22 protein-coding genes are annotated in these 24,195 nt (G+C 62.7%); 21 read left to right on the top strand and 1 reads right to left on the bottom strand.

Annotated features, from left to right (window positions below; translation table 11 throughout):
* Window positions 1-270: 270 nt before the first annotated feature.
* The 8 genes from BM374_RS19440 (at window position 271) to BM374_RS19470 (ending at window position 11,767) form a co-directional block, all read left to right on the top strand.
* Window positions 271-1,230 (top strand): ArdC family protein, encoded by a 960-nt coding sequence (locus BM374_RS19440; protein WP_092295074.1) that lies wholly within the window; start codon window positions 271-273, stop codon window positions 1,228-1,230.
* A gap of 103 nt (window positions 1,231-1,333) precedes the next feature.
* On the top strand, window positions 1,334-3,451 hold the full coding sequence (locus BM374_RS19445; protein ID WP_092295076.1) for a ParB/RepB/Spo0J family partition protein: 2,118 nt from the start codon (window positions 1,334-1,336) through the stop codon (window positions 3,449-3,451).
* A gap of 185 nt (window positions 3,452-3,636) precedes the next feature.
* Window positions 3,637-7,959, top strand: a complete 4,323-nt coding sequence (locus BM374_RS19450; protein ID WP_092295078.1) for a strawberry notch-like NTP hydrolase domain-containing protein — start codon at window positions 3,637-3,639, stop codon at window positions 7,957-7,959.
* A complete protein-coding gene (locus tag BM374_RS19455) occupies window positions 7,959-9,020 on the top strand; it encodes a DUF7146 domain-containing protein (protein ID WP_092295080.1) in 1,062 nt (353 codons plus the stop codon). Before BM374_RS19450 ends, BM374_RS19455 begins: the two co-directional genes overlap by 1 nt.
* A gap of 337 nt (window positions 9,021-9,357) precedes the next feature.
* On the top strand, window positions 9,358-10,281 hold the full coding sequence (locus tag BM374_RS19460) for a DUF2493 domain-containing protein (protein ID WP_092295082.1): 924 nt from the start codon (window positions 9,358-9,360) through the stop codon (window positions 10,279-10,281).
* 36 nt (window positions 10,282-10,317) lie between these two features.
* Complete coding sequence (locus BM374_RS19465) at window positions 10,318-10,872, top strand: hypothetical protein (protein ID WP_502689449.1); 555 nt, start codon at window positions 10,318-10,320, stop codon at window positions 10,870-10,872.
* Between the two features lie 219 nt (window positions 10,873-11,091).
* Entirely contained in the window at window positions 11,092-11,256 is a 165-nt protein-coding gene (locus BM374_RS38665) for a hypothetical protein (protein WP_177248414.1), read from the top strand.
* Between the two features lie 190 nt (window positions 11,257-11,446).
* Window positions 11,447-11,767 (top strand): DUF736 domain-containing protein, encoded by a 321-nt coding sequence (locus tag BM374_RS19470; protein WP_006018714.1) that lies wholly within the window; start codon window positions 11,447-11,449, stop codon window positions 11,765-11,767.
* Between the two features lie 63 nt (window positions 11,768-11,830).
* Here BM374_RS19470 and BM374_RS19475 read toward each other — a convergent pair whose 3' ends face one another.
* Window positions 11,831-12,058 (bottom strand): helix-turn-helix domain-containing protein, encoded by a 228-nt coding sequence (locus BM374_RS19475; protein ID WP_092295086.1) that lies wholly within the window; start codon window positions 12,056-12,058, stop codon window positions 11,831-11,833.
* A gap of 207 nt (window positions 12,059-12,265) precedes the next feature.
* On the opposite strand from BM374_RS19475, the gene BM374_RS39440 reads away from it, so the two are divergent.
* The 13 genes from BM374_RS39440 to trbB all read left to right on the top strand — a co-directional run bounded on the left by BM374_RS39440 (window position 12,266) and on the right by trbB (window position 24,194).
* Window positions 12,266-12,538: a DUF2285 domain-containing protein gene (locus BM374_RS39440; protein WP_092296841.1), complete on the top strand. Its 273-nt coding sequence runs from the start codon at window positions 12,266-12,268 to the stop codon at window positions 12,536-12,538.
* Window positions 12,539-12,702: 164 nt separating this feature from the next.
* Window positions 12,703-12,894: a transcriptional regulator domain-containing protein gene (locus tag BM374_RS39445; protein ID WP_092295088.1), complete on the top strand. Its 192-nt coding sequence runs from the start codon at window positions 12,703-12,705 to the stop codon at window positions 12,892-12,894.
* Between the two features lie 136 nt (window positions 12,895-13,030).
* Window positions 13,031-13,471 (top strand): DUF2285 domain-containing protein, encoded by a 441-nt coding sequence (locus tag BM374_RS19490; protein WP_349509992.1) that lies wholly within the window; start codon window positions 13,031-13,033, stop codon window positions 13,469-13,471.
* A gap of 132 nt (window positions 13,472-13,603) precedes the next feature.
* The gene (locus BM374_RS19495; protein WP_092295092.1) at window positions 13,604-13,885 is read left to right on the top strand and encodes a helix-turn-helix transcriptional regulator; all 282 of its coding nucleotides are present in this window, start codon (window positions 13,604-13,606) and stop codon (window positions 13,883-13,885) included.
* 22 nt (window positions 13,886-13,907) lie between these two features.
* The gene (locus BM374_RS19500; RefSeq protein ID WP_092296844.1) at window positions 13,908-14,789 is read left to right on the top strand and encodes a replication initiator protein A; all 882 of its coding nucleotides are present in this window, start codon (window positions 13,908-13,910) and stop codon (window positions 14,787-14,789) included.
* A 289-nt stretch (window positions 14,790-15,078) separates the two neighbouring features.
* On the top strand, window positions 15,079-15,543 hold the full coding sequence (locus tag BM374_RS19505) for a DUF2840 domain-containing protein (RefSeq protein ID WP_092295094.1): 465 nt from the start codon (window positions 15,079-15,081) through the stop codon (window positions 15,541-15,543).
* Window positions 15,540-16,052, top strand: coding sequence for a S26 family signal peptidase (locus tag BM374_RS19510; protein ID WP_092295096.1), 513 nt, complete (start codon window positions 15,540-15,542; stop codon window positions 16,050-16,052). Before BM374_RS19505 ends, BM374_RS19510 begins: the two co-directional genes overlap by 4 nt.
* Before the next feature lie 206 nt (window positions 16,053-16,258).
* Window positions 16,259-16,948 carry a lytic transglycosylase domain-containing protein gene (locus BM374_RS19515; RefSeq protein ID WP_210188584.1) on the top strand — a complete coding sequence of 230 codons (690 nt, stop codon included), beginning with the start codon at window positions 16,259-16,261 and terminating at the stop codon, window positions 16,946-16,948.
* Window positions 16,949-17,366: 418 nt separating this feature from the next.
* Window positions 17,367-19,130 carry a relaxase/mobilization nuclease domain-containing protein gene (locus BM374_RS19520; protein ID WP_092295098.1) on the top strand — a complete coding sequence of 588 codons (1,764 nt, stop codon included), beginning with the start codon at window positions 17,367-17,369 and terminating at the stop codon, window positions 19,128-19,130.
* A 35-nt stretch (window positions 19,131-19,165) separates the two neighbouring features.
* Window positions 19,166-21,154, top strand: coding sequence for a conjugal transfer protein TraG (locus BM374_RS19525; RefSeq protein WP_092295100.1), 1,989 nt, complete (start codon window positions 19,166-19,168; stop codon window positions 21,152-21,154).
* Window positions 21,155-21,160: 6 nt separating this feature from the next.
* Window positions 21,161-21,586 (top strand): CopG family transcriptional regulator, encoded by a 426-nt coding sequence (locus tag BM374_RS19530; RefSeq protein ID WP_092295102.1) that lies wholly within the window; start codon window positions 21,161-21,163, stop codon window positions 21,584-21,586.
* A 134-nt stretch (window positions 21,587-21,720) separates the two neighbouring features.
* Window positions 21,721-23,049, top strand: a complete 1,329-nt coding sequence (locus BM374_RS19535) for an MFS transporter (RefSeq protein ID WP_092295104.1) — start codon at window positions 21,721-21,723, stop codon at window positions 23,047-23,049.
* Between the two features lie 230 nt (window positions 23,050-23,279).
* Complete coding sequence (gene trbB / locus BM374_RS19540) at window positions 23,280-24,194, top strand: P-type conjugative transfer ATPase TrbB (RefSeq protein WP_177248416.1); 915 nt, start codon at window positions 23,280-23,282, stop codon at window positions 24,192-24,194.
* Window position 24,195 lies beyond the last annotated feature (1 nt).

A 24,195-nucleotide genomic window follows, 5' to 3' on the forward strand; every position in this document is an offset into this window, starting at 1 on the left:
CGGCGATCGCTATCACTGCCCCGTTCCCGGGTGCCGCTATTGAACCGGTCTCGTCGCTGCACTCGGACCCGCGTGCCCCTTCGGGTCGCTATGCTCACGCTCTCCGGGTGCCATTTTCCGTTGAGGCGATGCGCCCTTGGCGCACGCCTGATCGGGCCTGCGGCCCCAGGTAGATGGCTAGAGGTTGAGAGTAAGAGTGCAGGCTGGGTTTTTCCGTGACGGGTTACAAGCTGCGAGAGAGGCTCGTGGCGCCCGTCGCGGAGACCCGCGATGTCAAACCCTACTGCTTGCGCGCGCGCCGGGCTGGACCGGGCGAACCTCTATACCGAAATCACCGACAGGATCATTGCCGAGCTCGAGGCCGGCCGCGTCCCCTGGGTCCAGCCTTGGGGTACGGCCGCGGCGAAAGCGCCATTGGCCATGCCGAAAAACGCTTCGACCGATCGCTCGTACAGCGGGATCAACATCCTTCTGCTCTGGGGAAGCACGATCGAGCATGGTTACAGCGGTCAAAGCTGGCTCACGTTCCGGCAAGCGCTGTCGCTTGGAGGGCATGTGCGTAAGGGGGAGCGTGGTACCGCGGTGGTCTATGCCGACCGTTTCGTCCCGCGTGATGAGAAGCGGCGTGCCGCCGAGACTGGCGACGAAGCGCAGGCCATTCCATTTCTCAAGCGATTTACCGTCTTCAACACGGACCAATGCGCCGGACTCCCCAATCAGATCGCTACCGCGGCTCCGCTACCGCCGCCAGGGCTGATCGAGCCGACGGTGGCTTTGATCAAGGCCACCGGGGTCACCTTTCGGATTGGTGGCGATCGCGCATTCTACGCACCGGCCCAAGACTTCGTGCAGGTCCCGCCGCCGCAGGCCTATTTCGAACCCATCAACTGGCACCGTACGGCCTTGCATGAACTCGGCCATGCGACCGGGCATCCCTCGCGTCTCAATCGCGACCAGAGCGGATCCTACGGCACCAAGAAATATGCCTTCGAAGAACTGGTCGCAGAGTTGAGTTCCGCGTTCAGCTGCGCATCGCTCGGGATCGTCCCGACCGTGCGTCATGCCGACTATATCGGCTCCTGGCTCGAAGTCCTGCGCGAAGACGTCAGGGCCATCGTGCGTGCTGCCTCGCAGGCGAGCAAGGCCACGGACTATTTGCTGGGCTTCGTTCCCGGGTCCGTTGAGCCCGCATCGCTGGATTTGGCTGTCGCCAATCACGAGGCGGCGTGATGCTTGGCCCCTTGGCCACGCGAGAGTGAGAGGAGGGGAGGCTGTTCGCGACGGGTTGGAAGCCGAGAGAGAGTCTCACGGCCACCCGTCGTGGAGAGCCAAAATGACGAAAGCCATACAAAAGATCACGCTGTCGTCTTCCCGGGACATTCCCTTCAACAAGCTCGTGCTCAGCCAGTCGAACGTTCGCCGCGTCAAGGCCGGTGTCTCGATCGAGCAGCTGGCCGAGAGCATCGCGCAGCGGACGCTTCTGCAAAGCCTGAGTGTCCGGGCCGTTGTTGATGCAGATGGCAACGAGACCGGCATGTTCGAGGTGCCAGCGGGCGGCAGGCGCTATCGCGCTCTCGAGCTCCTGGTGAAACAGAAGCGCATGTCGAAGACGCAGGCGGTGCCGTGCGTCGTTCGCGAACGGGGTATCGCCGAAGACGATTCGGTGGCGGAGAACGATGAGCGGGTCGGCCTGCATCCACTTGATCAGTTTCGGGCCTTCCAGACACTCCGCGATCTCGGCCTGAGCGAGGAAGACATCGCCGCGCGGCACTTCGTGAACCCTGCGATCGTCAAGCAGCGGCTGCGCCTGGCGTCGGTCTCGCCGAAGTTGCACGAGCTCTATGCCGAAGACGGCATGACGCTCGAGCAGCTCATGGCGTTCTCAGTCACTGCCGATCACGCCCGCCAGGAGCAAGTCTGGGAGAACGTCAGCCGTTCCGGCTATGACGAGCCATACCAGATCCGCCGCACGCTGACCGAGAACACCCTGCGGGGTTCCGATCGTCGGGCCCAATTCGTGGGCCTCGATGCCTATCAGCGCGCGGGTGGCGGCGTTCTGCGGGATCTGTTCGAACACGACGACGGCGGCTGGCTTCAGGACGTTGTACTGCTCGACCGCCTCGTGACCGAAAAGCTCAAAGCCGAAGCTGAGGCGATTGCTGCCGAAGGTTGGAAGTGGATCTCAGTCGCCGTGGATTTTCCCTACGGTCACGTTGACGGCCTGCGAGAGATCGAGGGCAAACCTGTCGATCTCTCGCCTGAGGAGCAGGCCACCATTGATGCTCTGAACGCCGAGCAAGCCAAGCTGGAAACCGAATATCAGGATGCCGACGAGCTGCCCGACGAGATCGATCAGCGTCTCGGCGAAATCGAGGCGGCGCTGGCGGCGTTCGAAGACCGGCCAATGCTTTACGATCCGACGGAGATCGTCCGCGCAGGTGTCTTCATCAGCATCGATTCCGAAGGGCGCCTCGCCGTGGACCGGGGGTACGTCCGGCCAGAGGACGAGGTGCAGGCAAGTGATCCTGATGTCGGGCAGGACGCCGACGTGTCGTCGAGCGAAGGTCAAGAGGAGGGCCCTTCCGTCCAGCGCACGGTCGTCGCGGTCGCAGGTAGTGCTCCCGATGCCGAGGATGATGATGAAGACGCGGCCAAGCCTCTGCCGGATCGGCTGATCACCGAGCTGACGGCGCATCGGACGCTGGCATTGCGCGATGCGCTAGCAGAAAATCCCGCGGTCGCGTTCCAGGCGGTGCTGCATAACTTCGTCCTGACGGCCTTTTACCGGTTCGCATCGTCCGGGAGCTGTCTTGAGATCGGCCTTCGCACGCCGAACTTTCCCGCCCAAGCTCCGGGGCTTAGGGAAAGTGTCTCTGCCAAAGCTGTCGAGGCGCGGCACGAGGCCTGGAAGGCGCGGTTGCCGAAGAGCGAGAACGATCTTTGGGATGCGCTGACGGCTCTCGATGGTGGTGCACAGGCATCGCTATTCGCCCACTGTGCGTCATTTGCGGTCAATGCCGTCTATGAGCCGGCTAATCGCTACAATCAAGCTCGCGTCTCAGCACACGGCGTTCGCACGCGTCTCGACCAGGCTGATGTACTGGCGCGCGCGGTCGGGCTCGACATGGTGCAGGCTGGCTGGCGACCGACCGTCGATAACTATCTCGGCCGGGTCACCAAGCCGCGCATTCTGGAAGCGGTGCGGGAAGCCAAGGGCGAGTCGTCAGCACAACTGATCGACCATCTGAAGAAGGCCGACATGGCCAAGGAGGCAGAGCGCCTTCTCGATGGCTCGGGCTGGTTGCCGGAGCCGCTCCGTCTCGCCGATCCCGATACGGCGCCAGTGGAGCAGGAGGGCGAAGCGGGCTCGCTGCCCGAATTCCTCGCCGACGAGGAGGATCAGGAGACCGTCGGCGACGAAGATCCGCAACAGCTCGACGCGGCTGAATGATCATCACAGAGCGGGACGGCTTTGGCCGTCCCGCGGTTGCTTGGGGACCGGTGCGCAGCGCTGGTCCCCATTCTTATTGGGAACGACCGAGAGTGAGAGTCGGGCTGGGAAGGGTTTGAGCCGTCCGGGTCAAAGGAGAGCGCCTGACGGTTCGACCCGTTCCTGCTCTCTTGAGAAATCCTGTCATGACCGAATCTCTCGCAGGCGGCGCTGCCGCCGCGTCGCTCTCGATGCGTGCAGCTGCAAGTTTCACCTCCGCCGCTGTCAGGGCCGCGCGACAGCTCCTAACCGAGCTCGAACGCGGCCGGCGCATCGATGCCGCTGTTCTGCGTAGCGCCATGGAGGCTGCCTTCGGCGCCTCGGACACGGCCGGCGTCTGGAACTGGAAGACCGCCTATGACGTCTGCGAAGCGACAACCGTTCTGTTCCTGCGCAAGTTCGGTCCGGCCATCCGGACCAAGGCCGGTTCGACGGCCGCCATGTTGCCGATGCTCGCGAAGGTCGCGAGCTGTCTGCCGACCCACACGCGGCGTTCCGAGCACAGCCAGGCGCTTCAGCAGTTCTCGACACCGATCCCGCTGGGGCTGGCCGCATGCACCGCAGCCGGTATTACACAGGCCGATCGCGTTCTGGAGCCCTCCGCGGGGACTGGTTTGCTTGCCGTCTTTGCCGAGCTTGACGGCGGCGCCTTGGTGTTGAACGAGTTGGCCGAGACTCGGGCGGGGCTCCTCGATCATCTATTCGCGGGCGTTAAGGTCACGCGGCTCGATGCCGCGCAGATCGATGATCACCTCGATGCGAGTGTCACACCTAGCGTCGTCCTGATGAACCCGCCGTTCTCGGCGCTTGCGAATGTGGATCGACGCATGGCAGATGCGGCTCTCCGCCACATCGCTTCGGCCCTGACGCGTCTCTGCGATGGTGGACGCCTCGTCGCCATCGCTGGTGCAAGCTTCGCGCCGGATAACCCTACATGGCGAGATGCCTTTGTTCGCCTCCAGGAACACGGGCGCGTGGTGTTTTCTGCGGCGATCAGCGGCGCTGTTTACGCGAAGCACGGAACACAAATCGACACACGGCTGCTTGTGATCGACAAGCTGCCCGCTTCCGATCCCTCGGCTTTTCCGGCTTCTCCAGGCATGGCGGCCGACGTCGCTACCTTGCTTGACTGGGTGAGCCGGCATGTGCCTCCAAGGCTGCCCGTCGCGATGCCACCGGAGATCGTCGCTATCGAGCGGCCCGAGATGTCGCGACCGACCAGCGCCGTTGCACCGAGTTCGTCGTCATCTTCGATCTGCGCAGCGCCAGAAGGCGTCGAACTTACGTACGAAACGGTCGAATGGTCGCCGCCGGAAGGCGCGCGGCTCACCGATGCGCTTTACGAGGAGTACGGATTGCAGTCGATCCGTATTCCCGGATCGTGCGCACACCCGACCAAACTGGTGCAATCCACGGCGATGGCTTCCGTTGCGCCACCGAAGCCATTCTATCGTCCGCACCTGCCGGCCAATGTGATGGCCGACGAAGTTCTGTCGGATGCTCAGCTCGAGAGCGTCATCTATGCCGGCGAGGCGCATTCCGAATTCCTGGCAGGCTCCTGGACGGTCGACACGACCTTTGATGTTGTGGCCGCCGCGCGGGACGACGCAGAGAATGCCGTCCGCTTTCGCCGCGGCTGGTTCTTGGGCGATGGCACCGGCGCTGGCAAGGGGCGGCAGGTCGCAGGGATACTGCTCGACAACTGGCTCAAGGGCCGTCGCCGTGCGGTCTGGCTCAGCAAGTCCGACAAGCTGATCGAGGATGCGCAGCGCGACTGGTCCGCGCTGGGCATGGAGCGGCTGCTTGTTACGCCACTCTCGCGCTTCCGCCAGGGCACGCCGATCCGGCTCGCGGAAGGTATCCTATTTACCACCTACGCCACGCTACGGACCGACGAGCGCGGCGAGAAGCTTTCGCGTGTCAGGCAGATCGTCGAATGGTTGGGCTCCGACTTCGACGGAGTGATCGTCTTCGACGAGAGCCACGCCATGCAGAATGCGGTCGGGGGCAAGGGCGAGCGGGGTGACCAGGCGGCCTCTCAGCAGGGGCGCGCTGGCCTGAGGCTCCAGCACGCCTTGCCAAATGCTCGTGTGGTGTATGTGTCGGCGACGGGCGCCACCACGGTCCACAACCTCGCTTATGCCCAACGCCTCGGTCTTTGGGGCGGCTCCGACTTCCCGTTCGCCACCCGCGCCGAGTTCGTCGAAGCGATCGAGGAGGGTGGAGTCGCGGCCATGGAGGTGCTGGCGCGCGACCTCAAGGCGCTCGGACTCTACGCGGCCCGCTCGCTCTCTTACGAGGGCGTCGAGTACGACCTCGTTGAGCACCAGCTGACGCCGGAGCAGGTTCGCATCTACGATGCCTACGCCGGTGCGTTCAGCGTCATCCATAACAACCTCGATGCGGCGATGCGAGCCGTCAACATCACCGGCACAACGGGAACGCTGAACGGGCAAGCCAAGTCTGCGGCACGCTCCGCTTTCGAAAGCGCGAAGCAGCGCTTCTTCGGTCACCTGCTGACCTCGATGAAGACGCCGTCGCTCATCCGATCGATCGAGAACGATCTTGAGGCTGGACACGCCGCGGTCATCCAGATCGTGTCGACGGGCGAAGCGCTGATGGAGCGCCGGCTCGCTGAGATCCCGACTGAAGAGTGGGGCGACGTCCAGGTCGACATCACGCCGCGCGAGTATGTCCTCGACTATCTCGCCCACTCCTTTCCAGTCCAGCTCTACGAGCCCTTCACCGACTCTGAAGGTAACCTCTGCTCCCGGCCTGTCTATCGCGAGGGCCAGCCGGTCGAGAGCCGCGAAGCGGTCGCACGCCGCGACCGCCTTATCGACAAGCTTGCATCACTACCGCCGGTGCCTGGGGCACTGGATCAGGTCATCCAGCGCTTCGGCACCGAACTGGTCGCCGAGGTGACGGGCCGCTCGCGCCGCATCGTTGGCAAGGGCGACCGGCTGGTCGTCGAAAACCGAGCCGGATCGGCCAACCTCGCCGAGACCTCGGCTTTCATGGACGACGTCAAGCGTATCCTCGTGTTCTCCGACGCGGGCGGCACCGGGAGGAGCTACCATGCCGAACTGTCAACTCGGAATCGCCGCCTGCGGGTCCATTACCTGCTCGAGCCCGGCTGGAAGGCCGACGCCGCGATCCAGGGGCTAGGCCGGACCAACCGGACCAACCAGGCACAGCCGCCCGTGTTTCGTCCGATTGCGACCGACGTGAAGGCCGAAAAACGCTTTCTCAGCACCATTGCCCGCCGGCTCGACACGCTGGGAGCCATTACGCGCGGCCAGCGCCAGACGGGAGGGCAGGGCCTGTTCCGGCCCGAGGACAATCTCGAAAGCCAGTATGGGCGCGATGCATTGCGCCAACTCTACATCTTGCTCACGCGAGGCAAGGTCGAGGGATGCTCGCTTGGGAGGTTCGAGGAATCGACCGGCCTGAAGCTCATGGATGCCAATGGGCTCAGGGACGACCTGCCGCCGATCACGACCTTTCTGAACAGGTTATTGGCGCTCACCATCGACCTGCAGAATGTCCTATTCACGGCCTTCGAGCAGCTCTTGACCGCTCGGATCGAGGGCGCGGTCGCGTCGGGTACCTACGACGTCGGCCTGGAAACGCTCCGGGCCGAAAGCTTTGTCGTCGCCGACCGGCGGACGATCTATGTTCATCCCGGTACCGGTGCTGAGACCCGACTGCTCACGATCACTCAGCGTCAGCGCAATCGTCCTGTGAGTCTGGATGACGCGCTTGCTCATCTCTCCGATCGTCATGCCGTCCTGTTGGTCAATGAGCGTTCGGGCCGAGCCGCCGTGCAGGTCCCGACGGCGAGCGTTATGCTCGACGACGGTGAAATTGAGCGGCGCGTCAGCCTGATCCGGCCGTTGGAGCAGCACAAAGTCCCCCTGACCATCATGGCGGAAAGTCATTGGGTCGAGGCGGACCGTGAACGTTTTGCTACGGCCTGGCTGGCGGAGCTTGCCGAGATCCCCGAGTTAATGGAAAGCGCGATCCACGTCGTAGCGGGCTTGCTGCTCCCCATCTGGAAGCGGCTGCCGAACGAATCGACCCGCGTCTATCGGCTCCAGACAGATACGGGCGAACGCATCATCGGCCGCAAGGTTTCGGCCGCGTGGGTCGCAAGCGTCCTTGCGACGGACGCGCCTTCACTGACGCCGGGCGCTGCCTTTGCCGCGCTGATGGAGGGACGGACCGTCCTCGAACTTGCGGAGGGGCTCCAGCTTCGCCGCGTCCGGGTGATGGGTGCATATCGCATCGAGCTGTCGGAATTCAACGACACAATGCGCGATCGCCTCCGTGCTTACGGCCTCTTTGGGGAGATCATCTCCTGGAAGCTGCGGATGTTCGTGCCTACGGACGCGAGCGGCGTCGAGGTCCTGTCGAAAGTGCTCGACACGTATCCGGTAGCGCGCATCAGTGAGCGGGAGGCTGCGTGATGTCGCGCGACGCCTCCGAACTGGCACGCCGCCTCGCGCGCGAGGCTGAGGCGGTGTGCAGGCACTATCTCTCCCGCGGCAAACGGGCGGGGCGGTACTGGGTAGTCGGCGACGTCCACAACACGCCGGGCCGCTCGTTGTTCGTGCGGCTGCACGAATCGCCCAAGGGACCCGCTGGGAAATGGACCGACGCCGCGACAGGAGAACATGGCGATCTCCTCGACATCATCCGCGAAAGTCTGGCCTTGCGAAACTTTCGCGAGGTCGCCGAGGAGGCGCGGCGGTTTCTGAAGCTACCTCTTTCTGAGCAGCAGTCGGCGCCGAAATCCGTTCGTTCGCCGGCGCCGCTCGGATCACAAGAGGCGGCTCGTCGGCTCGTTGCGATATCCAGCCCGATTGAAGGGACACTAGCCGAGGCGTACTTGCAGCGTCGCAGAATTACTTGCATCAACCATGGTGGCAGCTTGCGCTTCCATCCTCGTTGCTACTATCGACCAGACGAGCATTCGTCGACCGAAACCTGGCCCGCGATGATAGCTTCCGTCACCGACCTCGATGGACGGATCACCGGCGTGCACCGCACCTGGCTAGATCCACACGGCTTTGATCGCGTGCGGCTCGGCAAGGCCCCGATCGACACGCCACGACGGGCCATGGGCGACCTGCTTGGTAACGCCGTTCGCTTCGGCGTGGTGGACGACGTGCTCGCTGCGGGCGAGGGGATCGAGACCATGCTGTCGCTGCGTTATGTACTGCCGGCGCTGCCCATGGCCGCAGCCCTTTCGGCTAATCACCTCGCAGCCATGTTGCTGCCGTCTGGCCTACGCCGACTCTATATCGCCCGCGATGAAGATGCTGCCGGAGATGCCGCACAGGCTATTCTCACCCAGCGCGCGGAAGCCGCCGGCATTGAAGCGATCGCATTGTCGCCCCGGCTGGGCGATTTCAACGAAGATCTGCACATCTTCGGCCTCGCGGCCCTCCGAGGAGCGTTGCTACTTCAACTCGTACCGGAGGACGTCGTCCGTTTCCTGCATTCGTCGATGGCAACCGCGGAATAGCCCCGGAAATTCGATAGCCGTCGACAGGTCGGTCGCGGTGCGGCCACTGCCGGAAGAGGACGCGACCACGGCCTTCTAGAGGGCGATCGGGCGGCAAGCGGCTCGGGCCGGCAATGGCTGCGTCCGCTATTTTCCGCCGCGCGGCGGCGACGAGAAGACACATGAGCCATCTGGCGAGCGCGCTTTGCATCGCGAAGCAAAATAGCCGGCCTCCGCCATCCTCCGCTGCGCTTCGGCCCTCCGCTCCGCTCCGGGTTCTGGCCCATTCCGCCCGCCGCCTAGGTGATCGCCACGAAGGCCGCGATGGGCGCGGCCGATCCAGCAAAGGGCTTCTTCCATGACCGACAACGACGACATCGAACCGCCGCAGGCCACGTCTCCGACCGACCATGCTCTCACCGAATTGCAGCTCTTCGGGTACCGCCCCTTCGAGGACCAGCCTGACCCACGGCCGCTACCCGAGGGTAAGATGATCGCCGGCGCCACGGCCGATATCTTCGATGCCCTGGTCGCGACGTTGAGCGACACGCGGCTCGAGCCGGACCTCGACGATCTGCTCTGGTCGACCGTCAACCTGTTCCACCGAGCCGTCGATCGCATCGGTCGCCAACTCGACGACAAGGAGCAGGCGCAGCAGAAGAGCCAGCGCGAGCAGAACGGCTCCGAAGTTCGATCGGTCGAGCTCGAGCGCCTGACGACCGAAGGCATCACGTTGATCGAGCGCCGCAACTGCCTGGAGCTCTTCCGTGACCAGGCCATCGAGCGCTTCGAGACACACACCGGCTCACTCTGGCGCCCCCGATCGGGGTCACTGGTGAACCATCGCACGTTGACCGCGGCGATGATCGACTCCCGCGACTTCATCGCCGCCAGGCGTCGCGCCGAGACCGAGGTCATGTTGCCATCAGGACCGAAGATCGCACTTACCGGCGGGCTCGATTTTAACGATCATCACCTCATCTGGGATCGTCTCGACAAGGTTCACGCCAAGCATCCCGACATGGTCCTGCTGCACGGCGGCTCACCGAAGGGGGCCGAATTGATCGCCTCCAAATGGGCGACGACTCGCAAGGTGCCCCAGATCGCTTTCAAGCCCGACTGGACGAAACATGCCAAGGCGGCACCGTTCAAGCGCAACGACGCCATGCTCGAACTCCTGCCGATCGGCGTCATGCACTTCCCAGGCACGGGAATCCAGGACAACCTCGCCGACAAGGCGAAGCGGCTCGGCATCCCGGTCTGGATGTTCGGCGGCGCGTGAGCGCCGTCTTCTCGACTCCAAGCCATCGAGGCGAAATTGCTCACGCCGCAACTCCGCCTCGTTTCGGTTTCATATCCAGAGTTGCGCCGTGGTGGTGGTGGAAGGCGCGACTGGTACATCTATGCACATGGAGCCACCATCATGCTCGCCCTTGGGCTTGTTCTCAACACACTCGGCATTGGCTTGTTTTGCTGGGCGATCTTTGCGCTCGCTGTTTATGCTCTACCGTTTTTTGTCGCGCTGAGTCTCGGGATGACGGCGTTTCATAGCGGCGCCAGTCTCGTTGGCGCGCTTCTTATCGGAATGGCCGGCGGTGCGCTCACCCTTCTTGTCGGTCAGACCGCCGTCGCAGTTACTCGGTCCTTGGCCGCGCGCATCGCGATCGCGACGGCATTCGCTGTTCCCGCTGCCGTCGCCGGCTATCATGTGATGTTCGCCGTGTCCCAGATCGGGGTGCCTTGGCTGGCTTGGCGTGAGGTCTTCGCTTGCCTAGGCGCGGTTTGCATTGGCGTCACGTCATGGACGCGCTTGACCGTTTTGGCAGAGACCCGCCCGTGCGAGCCGGGTGGGGTGGTAGAGCATCCGTCCTAACCAGTTCTTACAGCCGCAAGGCCGGACGGATGACCGTTTACCGCTGTCACCGTCGAACAAGTACGCGTAGATCGGCGCGCTGAACAGGCGATGATCGAGACCTGAGCGCGGGAGAGGCAGTCCTCCTCGGAGTATCAAGCCGCCGGCATTTCGGTCTGGCCCACGCATTGCGGCAGAGCGGTGTTACCTCGATCCGTTCTTGCGAGACGATACCGCCCTTTGCAGCAGATTGTTTCTCTTCTTTCGCTGAATCGTTCCGACCTCTTGTTCAGCAAACCCGAGATAAGCCACGTCTTCTCCGAGATTGCAGTTCAGCACGCGGACGCACGTGGCCTCGTTGGTGGCTTGATCTGGCCGAAGACCGGCTTCGCCTCGATCGTCTGAGCCGCAACGCCGTTGATGCGACTTTCTTCCCCTGGGCTTCGCCCATTCCTCGCGAGACAAGAAACTCGCCACAACGACGTCCTCCGCTGCGCTCCGGCCCGCGTGGGGGTGCGTCGCCGATCGTCCTCGGCCCTAGATCGCCATCGAGGCCGCGGTGGTCGCGGGCTCGAAACACAACAGGAGAAGTGACATGGCTAACATCGGTTCTTTCAAGAAGGTGGGTAACGAATTCCAGGGCGAGATCGTGACCCTGAGCCTGAAGGCCAAGGGCGTCCGCATCGTCGCCGAGACCAACCGATCCAACGACAATGCTCCCAGCCACCGCATCTATGTGGGGCGCGCGGAAATCGGCGCGGCCTGGTCGAAGCGCTCCGAAGAGGGCCGCGACTACCTCTCGCTCAAACTCGATGACCCCTCGTTCAACGCGCCGATCTACGCGAACCTGTTCGACGACGAAGGCGGTGAAGGCTACACCCTGCTCTGGTCGCGGCCGCGCAAGACCGGCGAGTAAGAGCGCTCACAAAGCCCCGTCCGGTCCGCCGGGCGGGGCGCTTCGCGGTCGGCCTGAGGCGGCTCAAGATTTGCTAAGCCGCGCAGCCTTTTTGAGCAGGTCCCCCGGCTCAATCCCCAATGCTTCAGCAATTTGCCCGAGCACAGTGACGCTTGCTGATACATCGCCGCGCTCGATGGCGCCGACGTAACGGGCGCTTAAACCCGCGCGCTCGGCCAGCTCCTCCTGCGTCATTTGTAGATCGTGGCGTTTCCGACGCAGGTTCACAGCCATGATCTCTTTGAGATCCATGGCCGGTATGGGAACTGAGCCGGAACGATCGTTCTAGGAACGATCGTTCCTATTCGTGTCCAAACATGCTATCGACTGTGGCGGCGCTTCGCGACCGAGCTCGGCTGCCGATCTACCGAACGAATATCCAGGATTCCAACGGGCAACGGAGGTCTGGATTGCGACCAAACCATGGCGTAGCTTATAGGCGTTCTAAAAGCGGGTATGATGCAGAAGCCATCCCTAGATCCAGACGTAGCTGACAATGCGCCGAACGAACCGACGTTGACGGCCTACGACGAACAGCATGTTGTCACATACGTTCGCCTTCTGCAGGCCGAAGGTGAGGGTGCTGACTGGCGCGAAGTGGCTCGAGTGGTCTTGCACATGGACCCAGAGCGAGAGCCGGACCGTGCGCGGCGCGCATATCAGAGTCATCTTGCGCGCGCCAAATGGTTGACGGAGCAAGGGCGACTCTTACGTGGTACCGGCTCGAAGTAGAAGAAATTCGCCGGTTGGCGAGTTGCAGGCAGAACTATTTTCTTTTGCTGCCCGGTGGTCATTCTGGTGCACCACGTGGTGCCAAACTAGGGGCTTCCTACAACCGTCTCGTTCATACCTATTGCGGCGCAATCGTTGTTAGCTGTGTGCATGGGGCGGAAGCAATGCCTGAGTTCGACTGGCGGTCGCCGGATTCCTACAAGAGCCTACAAGACGCCGAAATCACCGACATCGCCTGGGAATGTCTCCGCCGCAACGCGGACTATCGGCGTGAGTACGAAGTTATGATTGCCAACAGTCCGAACGAAGTGACTGACGAATTCAGGAGGAGGTGGGGCCTCTGCTTTCGCCCATGACCCGCAGAGGTCTTTCGACGAGCAGACGATCTTTTGGGCGCCTGAGGTTCTAGCGGCGGTCGTTCCGGTCAAGGTTGCCGGGGCTGCCGATCGCAGTTCAGCGTCTCAACCGCTGCTTGACCTTGCAGCTGGCGAGGTGCGGCGCGCTGCCGACGGCTGGCATGCCGTGCTGCGCATCGGTGCGGTTGATCACCGTGTCTGGTCCAAAGAGCGGCCGGTGCTCGGCGCATCATACGCAGCCGAATTGCCGTTTGATGACGATTTCGGCGCGCGTGCGTACGCAGCCCGACGGCTGTGGCGCGCGATGAATGGACGCGCGCCAGGTCCTGCATTTCATCGATTATCTAAGCAGCGGCGCGAACGTCTGAGCGCCGCGATCCGCGCGCTCGATGCGCATAGCGCCGGCGGCAGTTATCGCGTTATCGCCGAAGCGCTGTTCGGCAAAAAGCGCATCCCCGATCGCGCCTGGAAGACGCATGATCTGCGCAATCGAACAGTGCGCTTGGTGCAAGGCGGCCTCGGGTTGATGCGCGGTGGCTACCGCAAACTGCTACGGCCCGGGCGCAGGGACGAGTAGCGCAGCCTCGAGGGGTGCCGAAAATCGCTCGCTCCATATTCGGCATCCCCCTCCGAGATCCTGCTCCTCCATGATGACCGCACACACGCCGGCCTAGCCAAGCGTAGTGCGATGTCCTCCTGGAGTCCTCAAATGCCCGATCCGATGGCCGGTCTACCCCCGCGCTTCCTGCGTACACCTGAGGCCGCGCGTTATCTTGGCCTGTCCGGTCGCACGCTGGAGAAGCACCGCACATACGGTACTGGGCCGACGTATCGGAAGATCGGCGGACGTGTTGTCTACGCCGTCGATGATCTGAAAGCATGGGCCGACCGCGGCGCCAAGACGTCGACCTCCGACCCCGGGAAGGGAACGGTGCTGCCGGCCAAGAAGCATCCGGTGCTGCGCCCGTATGCAGGCCAGGAACGTCGCTGATTGCCGAGTGAGAGCAGTGATCATGCGGCGCAAGCACCGTTCCGAGCGTGATGAGCTCGAGCTCTTCCGGGCGTTGCCCGGCGATCTCGCGCCGCGCGACGCGCAGGATCTGATGGCCTATCCCTTCTTTTCACTCGCCAAGACGAAACGTGTGGTGCCGATCGATTTTCGTGCCGGCGCGATCGCTATTCGTGTCGAAGCCGTGCCGGAACACGGCATGGCGACCATCTGGGATGCAGACGTTCTGATCTGGGCCGCGTCCCAAATCGTCGAAGCCCGTGACGCAGGCTTGAAGACATCGCGCCTGATGGCTGCAACGCCCTACGAGATTCTGACGTTCGTCGGCCGCGGCACCAGCGCACGCGACTACGACCGCCTGAAGGCGGGTCTCGACAGACTTCAGTCGACGACCGTGCTGACGTCGATCCGCCAGCCGGCAGAACGTCGCCGGCATCGTTTCTCCTGGATCAACGAGTGGAAGGAGACGGCCGATGCGAACGGTCGGCCATTTGGAATCGAGCTGATCCTGCCGGATTGGTTCTACGCTGGCGTCATCGATGACGCGCTCGTGCTGACGATCGATCGCGCCTATTTCGAGCTCACGGGCGGGCTTGAGCGGTGGCTCTACCGGCTCGTGCGCAAGCACGGTGGACGCCAGGATGGCGGCTGGAGCTTTGATCTTGTGCACCTCCATGCCAAATCCGGCATCATCTCGCCGCTCAAGCATTTTGCTTACGACGTACGTCAGATCGTCCAGCGCCAGACATTGCCCGGCTATCAGCTCGTGCTCACGCGCGACCCGAACGGTGCCGAGCGGCTGAACTTCGCGCCTACGCCTGCTGATCCCCTAACGGCCCGCTTGCGCCGACGCGGTCTCATTCCAAATTCGGAGGACAACCTGTGAATCAGCTCGTGCTATCGGGGACCGCAACCCTCGTGCTATCGGGGACCCGATCCTCGTGCTATCGGGGACCGGAATCGCTCTTAAGAGCTTGTTTCTCCGAGCTTTCCCGCCGCTCTAACTTTACTAACCGGAAATCCTTCGGATTTCTTCTAACGGAGCAGGCCGAAAACCCCGTTGATGGAGCGCGACAACGGCAGTCCGATAGGCCAGCCTGCCTTTGCAGGCCATACACACTCTCGACTGAGCCCCAAGCTCACGGCCGCCAGCTCCGGCGTCAGGGAGCGGCATCATGAGCGACTTCACCGAAGTGGAAGTGTTGTGGCTCGAGAAGCGCATCGAAAACCGCATTCGGTTCGGTCGTATCGTCAACGAACGCAAGCTTGATCGTCACAGGCGCGTCCTGTCATTCGCGCCCGGCAGTATCTTTGCGTTCGTCCGGTGGACCTCCAACGACTTCGGCACGATCATTTCGCGGATCGACATCTTGCGTGCGGTCGCTCCGGGACAGCGCTGCTCGACCGTCCCTTATGTGACACCCGGCGGAGAGATTTTGCTGCGTCTGTCCGGCTGGCCGAAGGTCGAGCGAGTGCTGCAGATGGTCGATGCCATTGAGGCCCTCGGCATTGATCCGGCCGATGTTGCGCCCGATCATTGGCACCACGTTCATAACCGTCTGTCCGTCAACGAAAACCCGCGCTCTTACACGAAAGCCCGCCACCAGGGCTGGCTTCACCGGCAGAGGGTCATGCGATGACGGGCCGCCCAATGATGCTGGCCTTGATGACTGGGGTCGCTGCCGCGCTCATCGCGACGATCGTCCTGGAGCCGCTTCCGCTTTACATCTGGAACGCATCCGCGAGCGTGCCGATTGGTCTCTACCGCCTCCAACCGGCGTACCAATTCCAAGTCACTGAATTGCTCGCCGTGCAGCCGCCGGAGCCGCTCGCGACCTTCCTCGACCTTAACGGCTACTTGCCCATTGGCGTCCCCATGCTCAAGCGGGTCCTGGCGCTGCCGGGGCAGAGGGTCTGCAGAAGCGGGCTCACGGTTTCGGTCGACGACGTCGCGGTGGGCGAGGCAAAGGATCGCGACGGACGCGGCCGGCCGCTGCCGAAGTGGCAGGGCTGCCGCGTCGTCGGAGACGGGGAGTTCTTTCTTATGAACTGGCAGTCTGACGACTCTCTTGATGGCCGATATTTTGGATTCTTGCCGGCGTCGGCGATGATCGGCCGTGCGCTGCCCGTGTGGACGTGGGAGGAGTGATCGTGCGTGTTCCACGCTCTTACTTCGCCATTCCTCTGTTCGATCGATCGCGGGACCATTCCTCCGTCCCGACCAACGCTTGCAGGGCCGACGCGCGCCGCGGCAGTCCAGGGCGGCCGCATGGCCGGCGCGAAGCGGCTTTACCCTGGACGGGCGCGAGCACGACGGCATGCTTGGCTCGGTCGGGCGTGCGTGTTTGGGCTGTCGTGTCGCTGCTGTTTGTTTTCGCTGCGTCGAACAGTGCTGCTCCAGCCCAGAGTGGTTCAGTGTTAGCTCAAGCGGTTGCTCAGGCAGGCAAGCCGTTTGCAGCTTTCGTCGACGAAGCCTCGAAGCGTTTTGCAATTCCGATAAACTGGATCCGTTCGGTCATTAACATCGAAAGCGCTGGAGACGTGCACGCCAGATCGCCCAAAGGCGCAATGGGCCTGATGCAAATCATGCCGGCGAGTTGGGCGGAACTTCGTGCGCGCTACAATCTCGGGAACGACCCCTACGACCCACACGACAACATTCTGGCCGGCACGGCTTACTTGCACGAACTGCTCGACCGATATGGCTCGCCTGGCGTGTTTGCGGCGTACAATGCGGGACCTGCTCGCTACGAAGAGCATCTCGCGGGCGCCTCTCTGCCAGACGAGACGCGAGCATACGTCGCAAAGCTTGCAAATCTGCTTGCCATCGAACTGCCGCCGAGATGGACGTCCAGCGGACAGTCATCAGCAGCTCCGACGCTATTTGTCTCACGATCCGATCTCATGAAAACGCGCGATCGGTCGCTGGCACTCATGCCTTCGAGCGGTGTCACGACCGCGATCTCGGCGCCCGATGTTTCGCCCATGGTCCCCCGGCCTATTGGCGTGTTCGTCCCTCGATCGGATGCGGGAGCCTCGCAATGACCAGGTGTGGGGGTTCGCGAGCTTTGGTGTGCCTCACCAAGCAGGTGGTACGTGCTGATGGCGTATGGGCGATGCCTTCGGCCCGCGCTCTACTCGTCGCTTCGCTCCTCACCGAGCCACCCTTCGGGTGTCTCGGCCCTTCGGGTAACGATCGCTATCGCAAGCGCTCGGAAGCAGCGGGGGCTTCGCAAACCAGCTGCCAAGTCGCGACGGCTCTTTCGGGAACCGGCGACCGGGAGACCACGACGGCAGGACGGCGAGATAAAAGGGGCTCGCCGGTCGAACCGCAAGCCATTGGCATGGCTTGGGTTCTGGCGTGCCGGTCGGTCGGCGCGCGTGCCGCGCGTTGCATTTTAGCAAATGCAATCAAAGCCGTTTTCGGCACCGTGCGTGCTTTTGATCCCTGGGAGGCCCTTCCGTGAGCATGCGCGACAGCGATCTGCGTATTCGGCCCGGGCGCATCCGCAGTACACGCGCGCCGAAGCAGAAGAGCTTCATCAACCAAGTGCTGCGGGCAGCGAAGAAGGCAGGACACACCTCGGGACAGACCTTGTCCGGCAGGCGTTCGGCGGCCTACGGGCGCTCGACGTTTGGTCGCGGGCGCCTCGCCTTTAGCCGCGCCAGATTGTTCAGCCCAACGCGGCGCGTCGTGGTGAAGGCGCGCGTGGTTCGTCACAAAGGGCGGGCGTTCCGCTCAGCGCCATTGACGGCTCATCTCTCGTATCTGAAGCGCGACGGCGTGACGCGGAGCGGCGAGCGGGCAGAGATGTTTGATGCCGACAACGATCGCGCTGATAGCGCGGCTTTTGCGGAACGGTGCAAGGACGACCGGCATCACTTCAGGTTCATCGTCTCGCCTGAGGACGCCGGCGACATGACCGACCTGAAGGCCTTCACCCGCGACCTTGCCAAGCAGATGGAGACCGATCTAGGCACGCGGCTCGATTGGGTGGCCGTCGATCATTGGAATACCGACAATCCTCACGTCCATCTTCTCGTTCGGGGAGTAGATGGGCAGGGGGCGGATCTCGTGATCTCCCGCGACTACATTAGCCAGGGCCTGCGCTCACGCGCAGAGGAACTGATCGCGATCGAACTGGGTCCAAAGCCGGAGCATGAGATCCGCAATTCGCTTGAGAGGGAAATCACGGCGGAGCGATGGACGCGGCTCGATCGGGAGATCCGGCTGGCGGCAGACGAGACTGGCTATGTCGATCTTCGCCCAGAGAATCCCGGCAAGTCCGATCCTGAGATCCGGCGCCTGATGGTCGGTCGCCTTCAACATCTGGAGAAGATGGGCCTTGCCGCATCCGCCGCGCCTGGGGAATGGATGGTAGGGCTCGAGGCCGAGCGTAGTCTGCGCGATCTCGGCATGCGCGGCGACATCGTCAAGACCATGCACCGCGCCTTTACCGAGCGTGGGGAAGCGCGCGGCGTTGCCGACTACGTTATCGAAGGTGGACAGCCGACGTCCGAGATTATCGGACGGCTGGTCGACCGGGGATTGCATGACGAACTGACTGGCGAGGCCTACGCCCTGATCGACGGAACGGACGGACGTGCTCACCATGTGCGCTTCCGAGGGCTCGAGGCCTTCGAACAGGCGCCACCGGTCGGCGGCATCGTCGAAGTCCGACGCTTCGGTCAAGCCAGCGATCCGCGGCCGACCATGGTGCTCGCAACCCGTTCCGATCTCGATCTTGGTAGCCAGATCACGGCACGAGGGGCAACTTGGCTCGACCATCGGCTGGTTGAACGTGACCCCATGCCGCTTGCCACGGGTGGATTCGGCCGCGAGACCCGCGACGCCATGGAAGCCCGGACCGAGCGTCTGATCCAGGAGGGCTTGGCGCGGCGACAGGGCCAACGCATCATCTTGCAGCGCGACCTCCTGAACACGTTGCGCCGGCGTGAATTGGACGAGGTGGCAGCAAAGGTCTCGGCCGACACTGGCCTACCTCTCGTGAATGCCGCGTCCGGGGAGCATGTGGCGGGAACGTATCGCCAGCGGCTGACGCTCACCTCAGGACGCTTCGCCATGATCGATAATGGTCTCGGCTTCCAGCTCGTGCCCTGGTCGCGCGAACTCGAAAAGAGGCTCGGCCAACACGTCACTGGCGTCGTGAAGGACGGCGGTGGCATCGAATGGGGTTTTGGTCGGAAGCGCGACCTCGGCCTCTAGCAAACTCTTCAATTCAGTTGCGGAAGGACGTCGGGATGTCCGGAACCAAAATCCTCTGGGGTCAGGTGATTGTCGTCGGCCTGATCGTGCTGCTGGCCATCTGGGGGGCAACCGAGTGGACGGCTTGGCGGCTCGCCTGGCAACCAGAGCTTGGCCGCCCCTGGTTCGAACTGTCGGGCTTCAAGGTCTATTACCCGCCAATCTTCTTCTGGTGGTGGTTCGTCTACGACGCCTATGCGCCTCAGGTCTTTGTCGAGGGCGCCTTCATCGCGGCGTCGGGGACCTTCATTTCGATCGCAGTGGCGATCGGCATGTCGGTGTGGCGCGCACGTGAAGCCAAGAATGTCGAGACCTATGGTTCGGCGCGCTGGGCTGATACCGAGGAGGTTCGAGCGGCCGGGCTCCTCGGTCCGGATGGCGTGGTGCTCGGCAAACTCGACCGCGACTACCTCCGGCATGACGGACCAGAGCACGTACTGTGCTTTGCGCCGACCCGGTCCGGCAAAGGTGTCGGCCTCGTCGTTCCTTCGTTGCTGGCTTGGCCCGGCTCGGCCATCGTCCACGACATCAAGGGTGAGAACTGGCAACTGACCGCCGGCTTCCGCGCGCGGCATGGCCGCGTCCTGCTCTTCGACCCCACCAATCCAAAGTCCTCAGCCTACAATCCGCTCCTCGAAGTCCGGCGTGGGGAATGGGAGGTTCGCGACGTCCAGAACGTCGCCGACGTCCTGGTCGACCCCGAAGGCTCCCTCGACAAGCGGAACCATTGGGAGAAGACCAGTCATTCGCTCCTGGTCGGTGCCATCCTCCATGTCCTCTATGCCGAGGCAGACAAGACCTTGGCTGGCGTCGCCGCTTTCCTGTCCGACCCGAAGCGGCCGATCGAGGCGACGCTAAAGGCGATGATGACCACGCCGCACCTTAGCGAACAGGGTGCCCATCCCGTGGTCGCCTCGACCGCGCGCGAACTCCTCAACAAATCCGAGAATGAACGGTCCGGCGTCCTGTCCACCGCGATGTCGTTCCTCGGGCTCTACCGCGATCCCGTGGTGGCCCAGGTGACCTGTCGCTGCGACTGGCGGATTGCCGATCTGATCGCAGATAGCCGCCCGACGACGCTTTACCTCGTGGTGCCACCGTCGGATATTTCTCGGACCAAGCCGCTGATCCGTCTGGTGCTGAATCAGATTGGTCGGCGTCTGACCGAGGACTTGCATGCCCGCGACCGCCGGCATCGAGTCCTGATGATGCTCGACGAGTTCCCAGCACTTGGGCGGCTTGATTTCTTTGAATCCGCGCTCGCCTTCATGGCCGGGTACGGCATCAAAAGTTTCTTGATCGCGCAGTCTCTCAATCAGATCGAGAAGGCCTACGGGCCGAACAACGCCATTCTCGACAACTGTCACGTTCGCGTCAGCTTCGCGACCAACGACGAGCGGACCGCCAAGCGGGTGTCCGACGCGCTGGGCACGGCGACCGAGATGCGGGCGATGAAGAACTATGCCGGCCACAGGTTGAATCCTTGGCTGGGTCACCTCATGGTCTCGCGGCAGGAGACGGCCAGACCGCTCTTGACCCCGGGCGAGATCATGCAGCTTCCGCCGATGGACGAGATCGTCATGGTGGCGGGCACGCCGCCGATCCGGGCGAAGAAAGTTCGCTACTACGAGGATCGGCGGTTCACCGAGCGGGTTCTGCCGCCGCCCGATCCGGCGAGCGCCGGCCGATCATTGCGAGCGGACGGATGGTCAGCGATCGGACCGCTAAAGCCGACGGCAGGTCCAACCGAAAAAGCTGCGGAGGCCGAGGAAGACACGGCGAACAGCGGACTCCGTCGTGAGCCCGAACTCCCCGATCACGTCGCGATCGCCAAGGAGACGACCGAACCGACACCGGCAGAGGAATTTGCCGCCGTTCTTGACGATGACGAGGATGCGGTCCGTCAGTCTCGACTGATGCGTCAACAGATGCGTGGCGTTGCGCGCCAGGTCACCATGGACCCGAATGACGGTATGGAGCTCTGAGGCAACATGCGCGACCGGATGAACGTCTACTTCTCGCCAGAGCTTCTGAAACAGATCTCGGAATTCGCCGATCGCAAGAAGCTCTCTCGGTCCGCGATCGTGGAAGCGGCGGTTGCTTCGTTTCTGTCACCGGATGGAGCGGACAGGCGGGAGGCGGCGTTTACCCGTCGGCTGGATCGACTGTCGCGTCAGATGCAGAGACTGGAGCGCGATGTTGGTTTGACAGCCGAGACCATGGCCCTCTTCATTCGTTTCTGGCTGACGATCACGCCGCCGCTACCCAACGACGCGCAGGCGGCCGCGCAGGCAAAGGGTCGGGAGCGCTTTGAAGGATTTGTCGAGGCGCTCGGGCGCCGTTTGCAGAAGGGGCAAAGCTTTCTGCGCGAGATTCCAGAAGATATCCGCCATCAGGAACCGGCGGAAGAAACCTGACTGAACTATGTAGAAAGACCATTTCGCCGGACCTTCTTTTTCTACGCCGGTCTACGACCGCAGCGATTTAACCGAACTGACAAAAAGCTGGACGCGCTATCGGCTCGAGCGAGCTGAGAGCAAAGGGGGGCAGCATGCAAATCTCAACAGGATGCCGTCGAATCGCGCGCGTCTTTCTCCCTTTTGCAGCTGGGTACTATCTCTCTTATCTGTTTCGAACGATCAACGCTCTGATCGCCAGCCATCTCAGCTCAGATACAGGGGTTGGGGCTGCCGATCTCGGGTTGCTTACGTCAGTCTACTTTCTTGTTTTCGCAGCGGCTCAGATCCCCGTTGGTATTCTATTGGACCGCTTTGGTCCGCGTCGCGTCCAGAGCGTTCTGCTGTTGCTCGCAGCATTCGGCGCCGGACTGTTCTCGGTGTCGACCGGCTTCCTATCCCTTTTGATTGCGCGAGCAATGATCGGGCTTGGGGTGGCGGCGGCGCTGACAGCAGGACTGAAGTCCATTATCCTTTGGTTCCCCAGAGAACGAGTTGCCTTACTGAACGGCTACATGATCATGCTGGGATCGCTAGGAGCGGTGACCGCTACGTCTCCTGTTGAGCACCTGCTCGCCTGGATGGGCTGGCGGCAGCTCTTTGAGATCCTGGCGGCTGCGACCGGAGCGACGGCTCTTCTCATCTACGTCGTGGTGCCTCAACGACGCGATGTCCTGTCAACAGCGCGCGCCACCCTCAGCTCCGTTTTCGGCGATCGGCGCTTTTGGCGCATGGCCCCGTTGTCGGCGACTTGCGTTGGATCGTCCTGGTCCTTGCAGGGATTGTGGGCATCGCCGTGGCTGACAGACGTCGAGGAGCTTGATCGCGCAAGTCTCGTTAGACAGCTGTTCATCATGTCGATCGTCCTGAGCTGCGGTGCCTGGTTGTTTGGTATGACCGTGCATTACGTCAAACGGAGAGGAGCCGGCGCGGAGACAATATTGGCGATGGTTGCGGTGCTGTTTATCGCAGCCGAGATAGCCGTAGTCCTGCGAGCGCCTCTGCCGTCCATCTTGCTGTGGTCCGTTGTCGCAATTGTCGGAACGGCAACCGTGGTTAGCTTCGCGGTAATAGCGGATTACTTTCCGCCGGAGCTTGCCGGTCGTGCCAATGGTGCCTTGAACGTTTTGCACTTCGGTTGGGCATTTCTGGCGCAATACGTGACAGGTCTTATCCTGGAGCAATGGTCCGCAACTGATGGACATAGGCCCGTCCAAGCCTATCAAGCTGCGTTTGGTCTAAACGTGGCACTGCAAATCGCGACGTTGGTCTGGTTCGCGCTGCCCTGGTGCCGATCCATCGCTTCGTGGATGAGTTCAATCCTCGTCTTCAGGCCTGCTGATGTTCCCAATGCTCTTGAGTCAGTTGGCTTGTATGAGAGTTCGGTCATCCTCCTGCCCGCGGATGACGATCTGGAGTGGTGAGCAGCAACTTGCAGCGAACCGATACGATTAAGTTGCCGTCAAACATCAGTTCTCAATCTTTCTTTTTCTACGCCAGCCTACGATCTCCGAAAGCGCTTGTTGCGCCAAGCCCATCAGTGCCTCTTCTAATCATCCCCATCTGAGGGCGCTCTTTCGATGTCCTCATTCGGTGGGGACGAACCGTGGCAATCCATTCCATTGAATCGGAAGCGAGCTCGCGTGGAGCGCGAATGCTGCGCAGCGCGCTCGGCTCTGCGATCGCCGGCTACCTCGAAGACGAAGCGATCATCGAGGTGATGCTCAACCCGGATGGGCGGCTGTGGATCGACCGGTTGTCGAATGGTCTGATGGACACAGGTGAAACCCTGTCCGCAGCCGATGGCGAGCGCATTGTTCGCCTGGTTGCGCATCACGTAGGCGCCGAGGTGCATGCCGGCGCGCCGCGGGTATCGGCAGAGCTGCCTGGAACTGGTGAGCGCTTCGAAGGCCTTTTGCCTCCGGTCGTTGCCGCCCCGGCGTTTGCTATCCGCAAGCCCGCAGTCGCCGTGTTTACGCTCGACGACTACGTCGGCAGGGGGATCATGACCTCCGAGCAGGCCAAGATCTTAAAGAGCGCGGTCGCCGCACGGAAGAACATCCTCGTCGCCGGCGGGACATCGACCGGCAAGACGACATTGACGAATGCACTCCTGGCCGAGGTGGCAAAGACCGCTGATCGGGTCGTTCTGATCGAAGATACCCGCGAACTTCAGTGCAAAGCGCCCAATCTTGTAGCTTTGCGGACCAAGGATGGCGTGGCCACGCTGTCGGACCTGGTTCGCTCCTCGCTGCGACTGCGTCCTGACCGCATTCCGGTCGGTGAGGTTCGCGGTGCCGAAGCGCTCGACCTGCTTAAGGCTTGGGGCACCGGGCATCCCGGTGGCATCGGGACCATTCATGCGGGCACCGCGTTGGGCGCGCTGCGGCGGCTCGAGCAACTCATCCAGGAAGCCGTCATTACGGTTCCGCGCGCCCTGATCGCGGAGACGATCAACCTCGTTGCTGTGCTTGCGGGGCGCGGCGCTGACCGTCGCCTCACTGAACTCGCTATCGTCAAGGGGCTCGGTGCCGTCGGTGACTACAACGTTTCATCAACAGGAGACTGAC

Source organism: Bradyrhizobium sp. Ghvi (assembly GCF_900115265.1).
Lineage (GTDB): Bacteria > Pseudomonadota > Alphaproteobacteria > Rhizobiales > Xanthobacteraceae > Bradyrhizobium.

Excerpts from the sequence above, each read along its gene's own strand:
- BM374_RS19440 (WP_092295074.1), top strand. The coding sequence starts at position 271 with ATGTCAAACCCTACTGCTTGCGCGCGCGCCGGGCTGGACCGGGCGAAC.
- BM374_RS19445 (WP_092295076.1), top strand. The coding sequence starts at position 1,334 with ATGACGAAAGCCATACAAAAGATCACGCTGTCGTCTTCCCGGGACATT.
- BM374_RS19450 (WP_092295078.1), top strand. The coding sequence starts at position 3,637 with ATGACCGAATCTCTCGCAGGCGGCGCTGCCGCCGCGTCGCTCTCGATG.
- BM374_RS19455 (WP_092295080.1), top strand. The coding sequence starts at position 7,959 with ATGTCGCGCGACGCCTCCGAACTGGCACGCCGCCTCGCGCGCGAGGCT.
- BM374_RS19460 (WP_092295082.1), top strand. The coding sequence starts at position 9,358 with ATGACCGACAACGACGACATCGAACCGCCGCAGGCCACGTCTCCGACC.
- BM374_RS19470 (WP_006018714.1), top strand. The coding sequence starts at position 11,447 with ATGGCTAACATCGGTTCTTTCAAGAAGGTGGGTAACGAATTCCAGGGC.
- BM374_RS19475 (WP_092295086.1), bottom strand. The coding sequence starts at position 12,058 with ATGGATCTCAAAGAGATCATGGCTGTGAACCTGCGTCGGAAACGCCAC.
- BM374_RS39440 (WP_092296841.1), top strand. The coding sequence starts at position 12,266 with ATGCAGAAGCCATCCCTAGATCCAGACGTAGCTGACAATGCGCCGAAC.
- BM374_RS39445 (WP_092295088.1), top strand. The coding sequence starts at position 12,703 with ATGCCTGAGTTCGACTGGCGGTCGCCGGATTCCTACAAGAGCCTACAA.
- BM374_RS19495 (WP_092295092.1), top strand. The coding sequence starts at position 13,604 with ATGCCCGATCCGATGGCCGGTCTACCCCCGCGCTTCCTGCGTACACCT.
- BM374_RS19500 (WP_092296844.1), top strand. The coding sequence starts at position 13,908 with ATGCGGCGCAAGCACCGTTCCGAGCGTGATGAGCTCGAGCTCTTCCGG.
- BM374_RS19505 (WP_092295094.1), top strand. The coding sequence starts at position 15,079 with ATGAGCGACTTCACCGAAGTGGAAGTGTTGTGGCTCGAGAAGCGCATC.
- BM374_RS19510 (WP_092295096.1), top strand. The coding sequence starts at position 15,540 with ATGACGGGCCGCCCAATGATGCTGGCCTTGATGACTGGGGTCGCTGCC.
- BM374_RS19525 (WP_092295100.1), top strand. The coding sequence starts at position 19,166 with ATGTCCGGAACCAAAATCCTCTGGGGTCAGGTGATTGTCGTCGGCCTG.
- BM374_RS19530 (WP_092295102.1), top strand. The coding sequence starts at position 21,161 with ATGCGCGACCGGATGAACGTCTACTTCTCGCCAGAGCTTCTGAAACAG.
- BM374_RS19535 (WP_092295104.1), top strand. The coding sequence starts at position 21,721 with ATGCAAATCTCAACAGGATGCCGTCGAATCGCGCGCGTCTTTCTCCCT.
- trbB (WP_177248416.1), top strand. The coding sequence starts at position 23,280 with ATGCTGCGCAGCGCGCTCGGCTCTGCGATCGCCGGCTACCTCGAAGAC.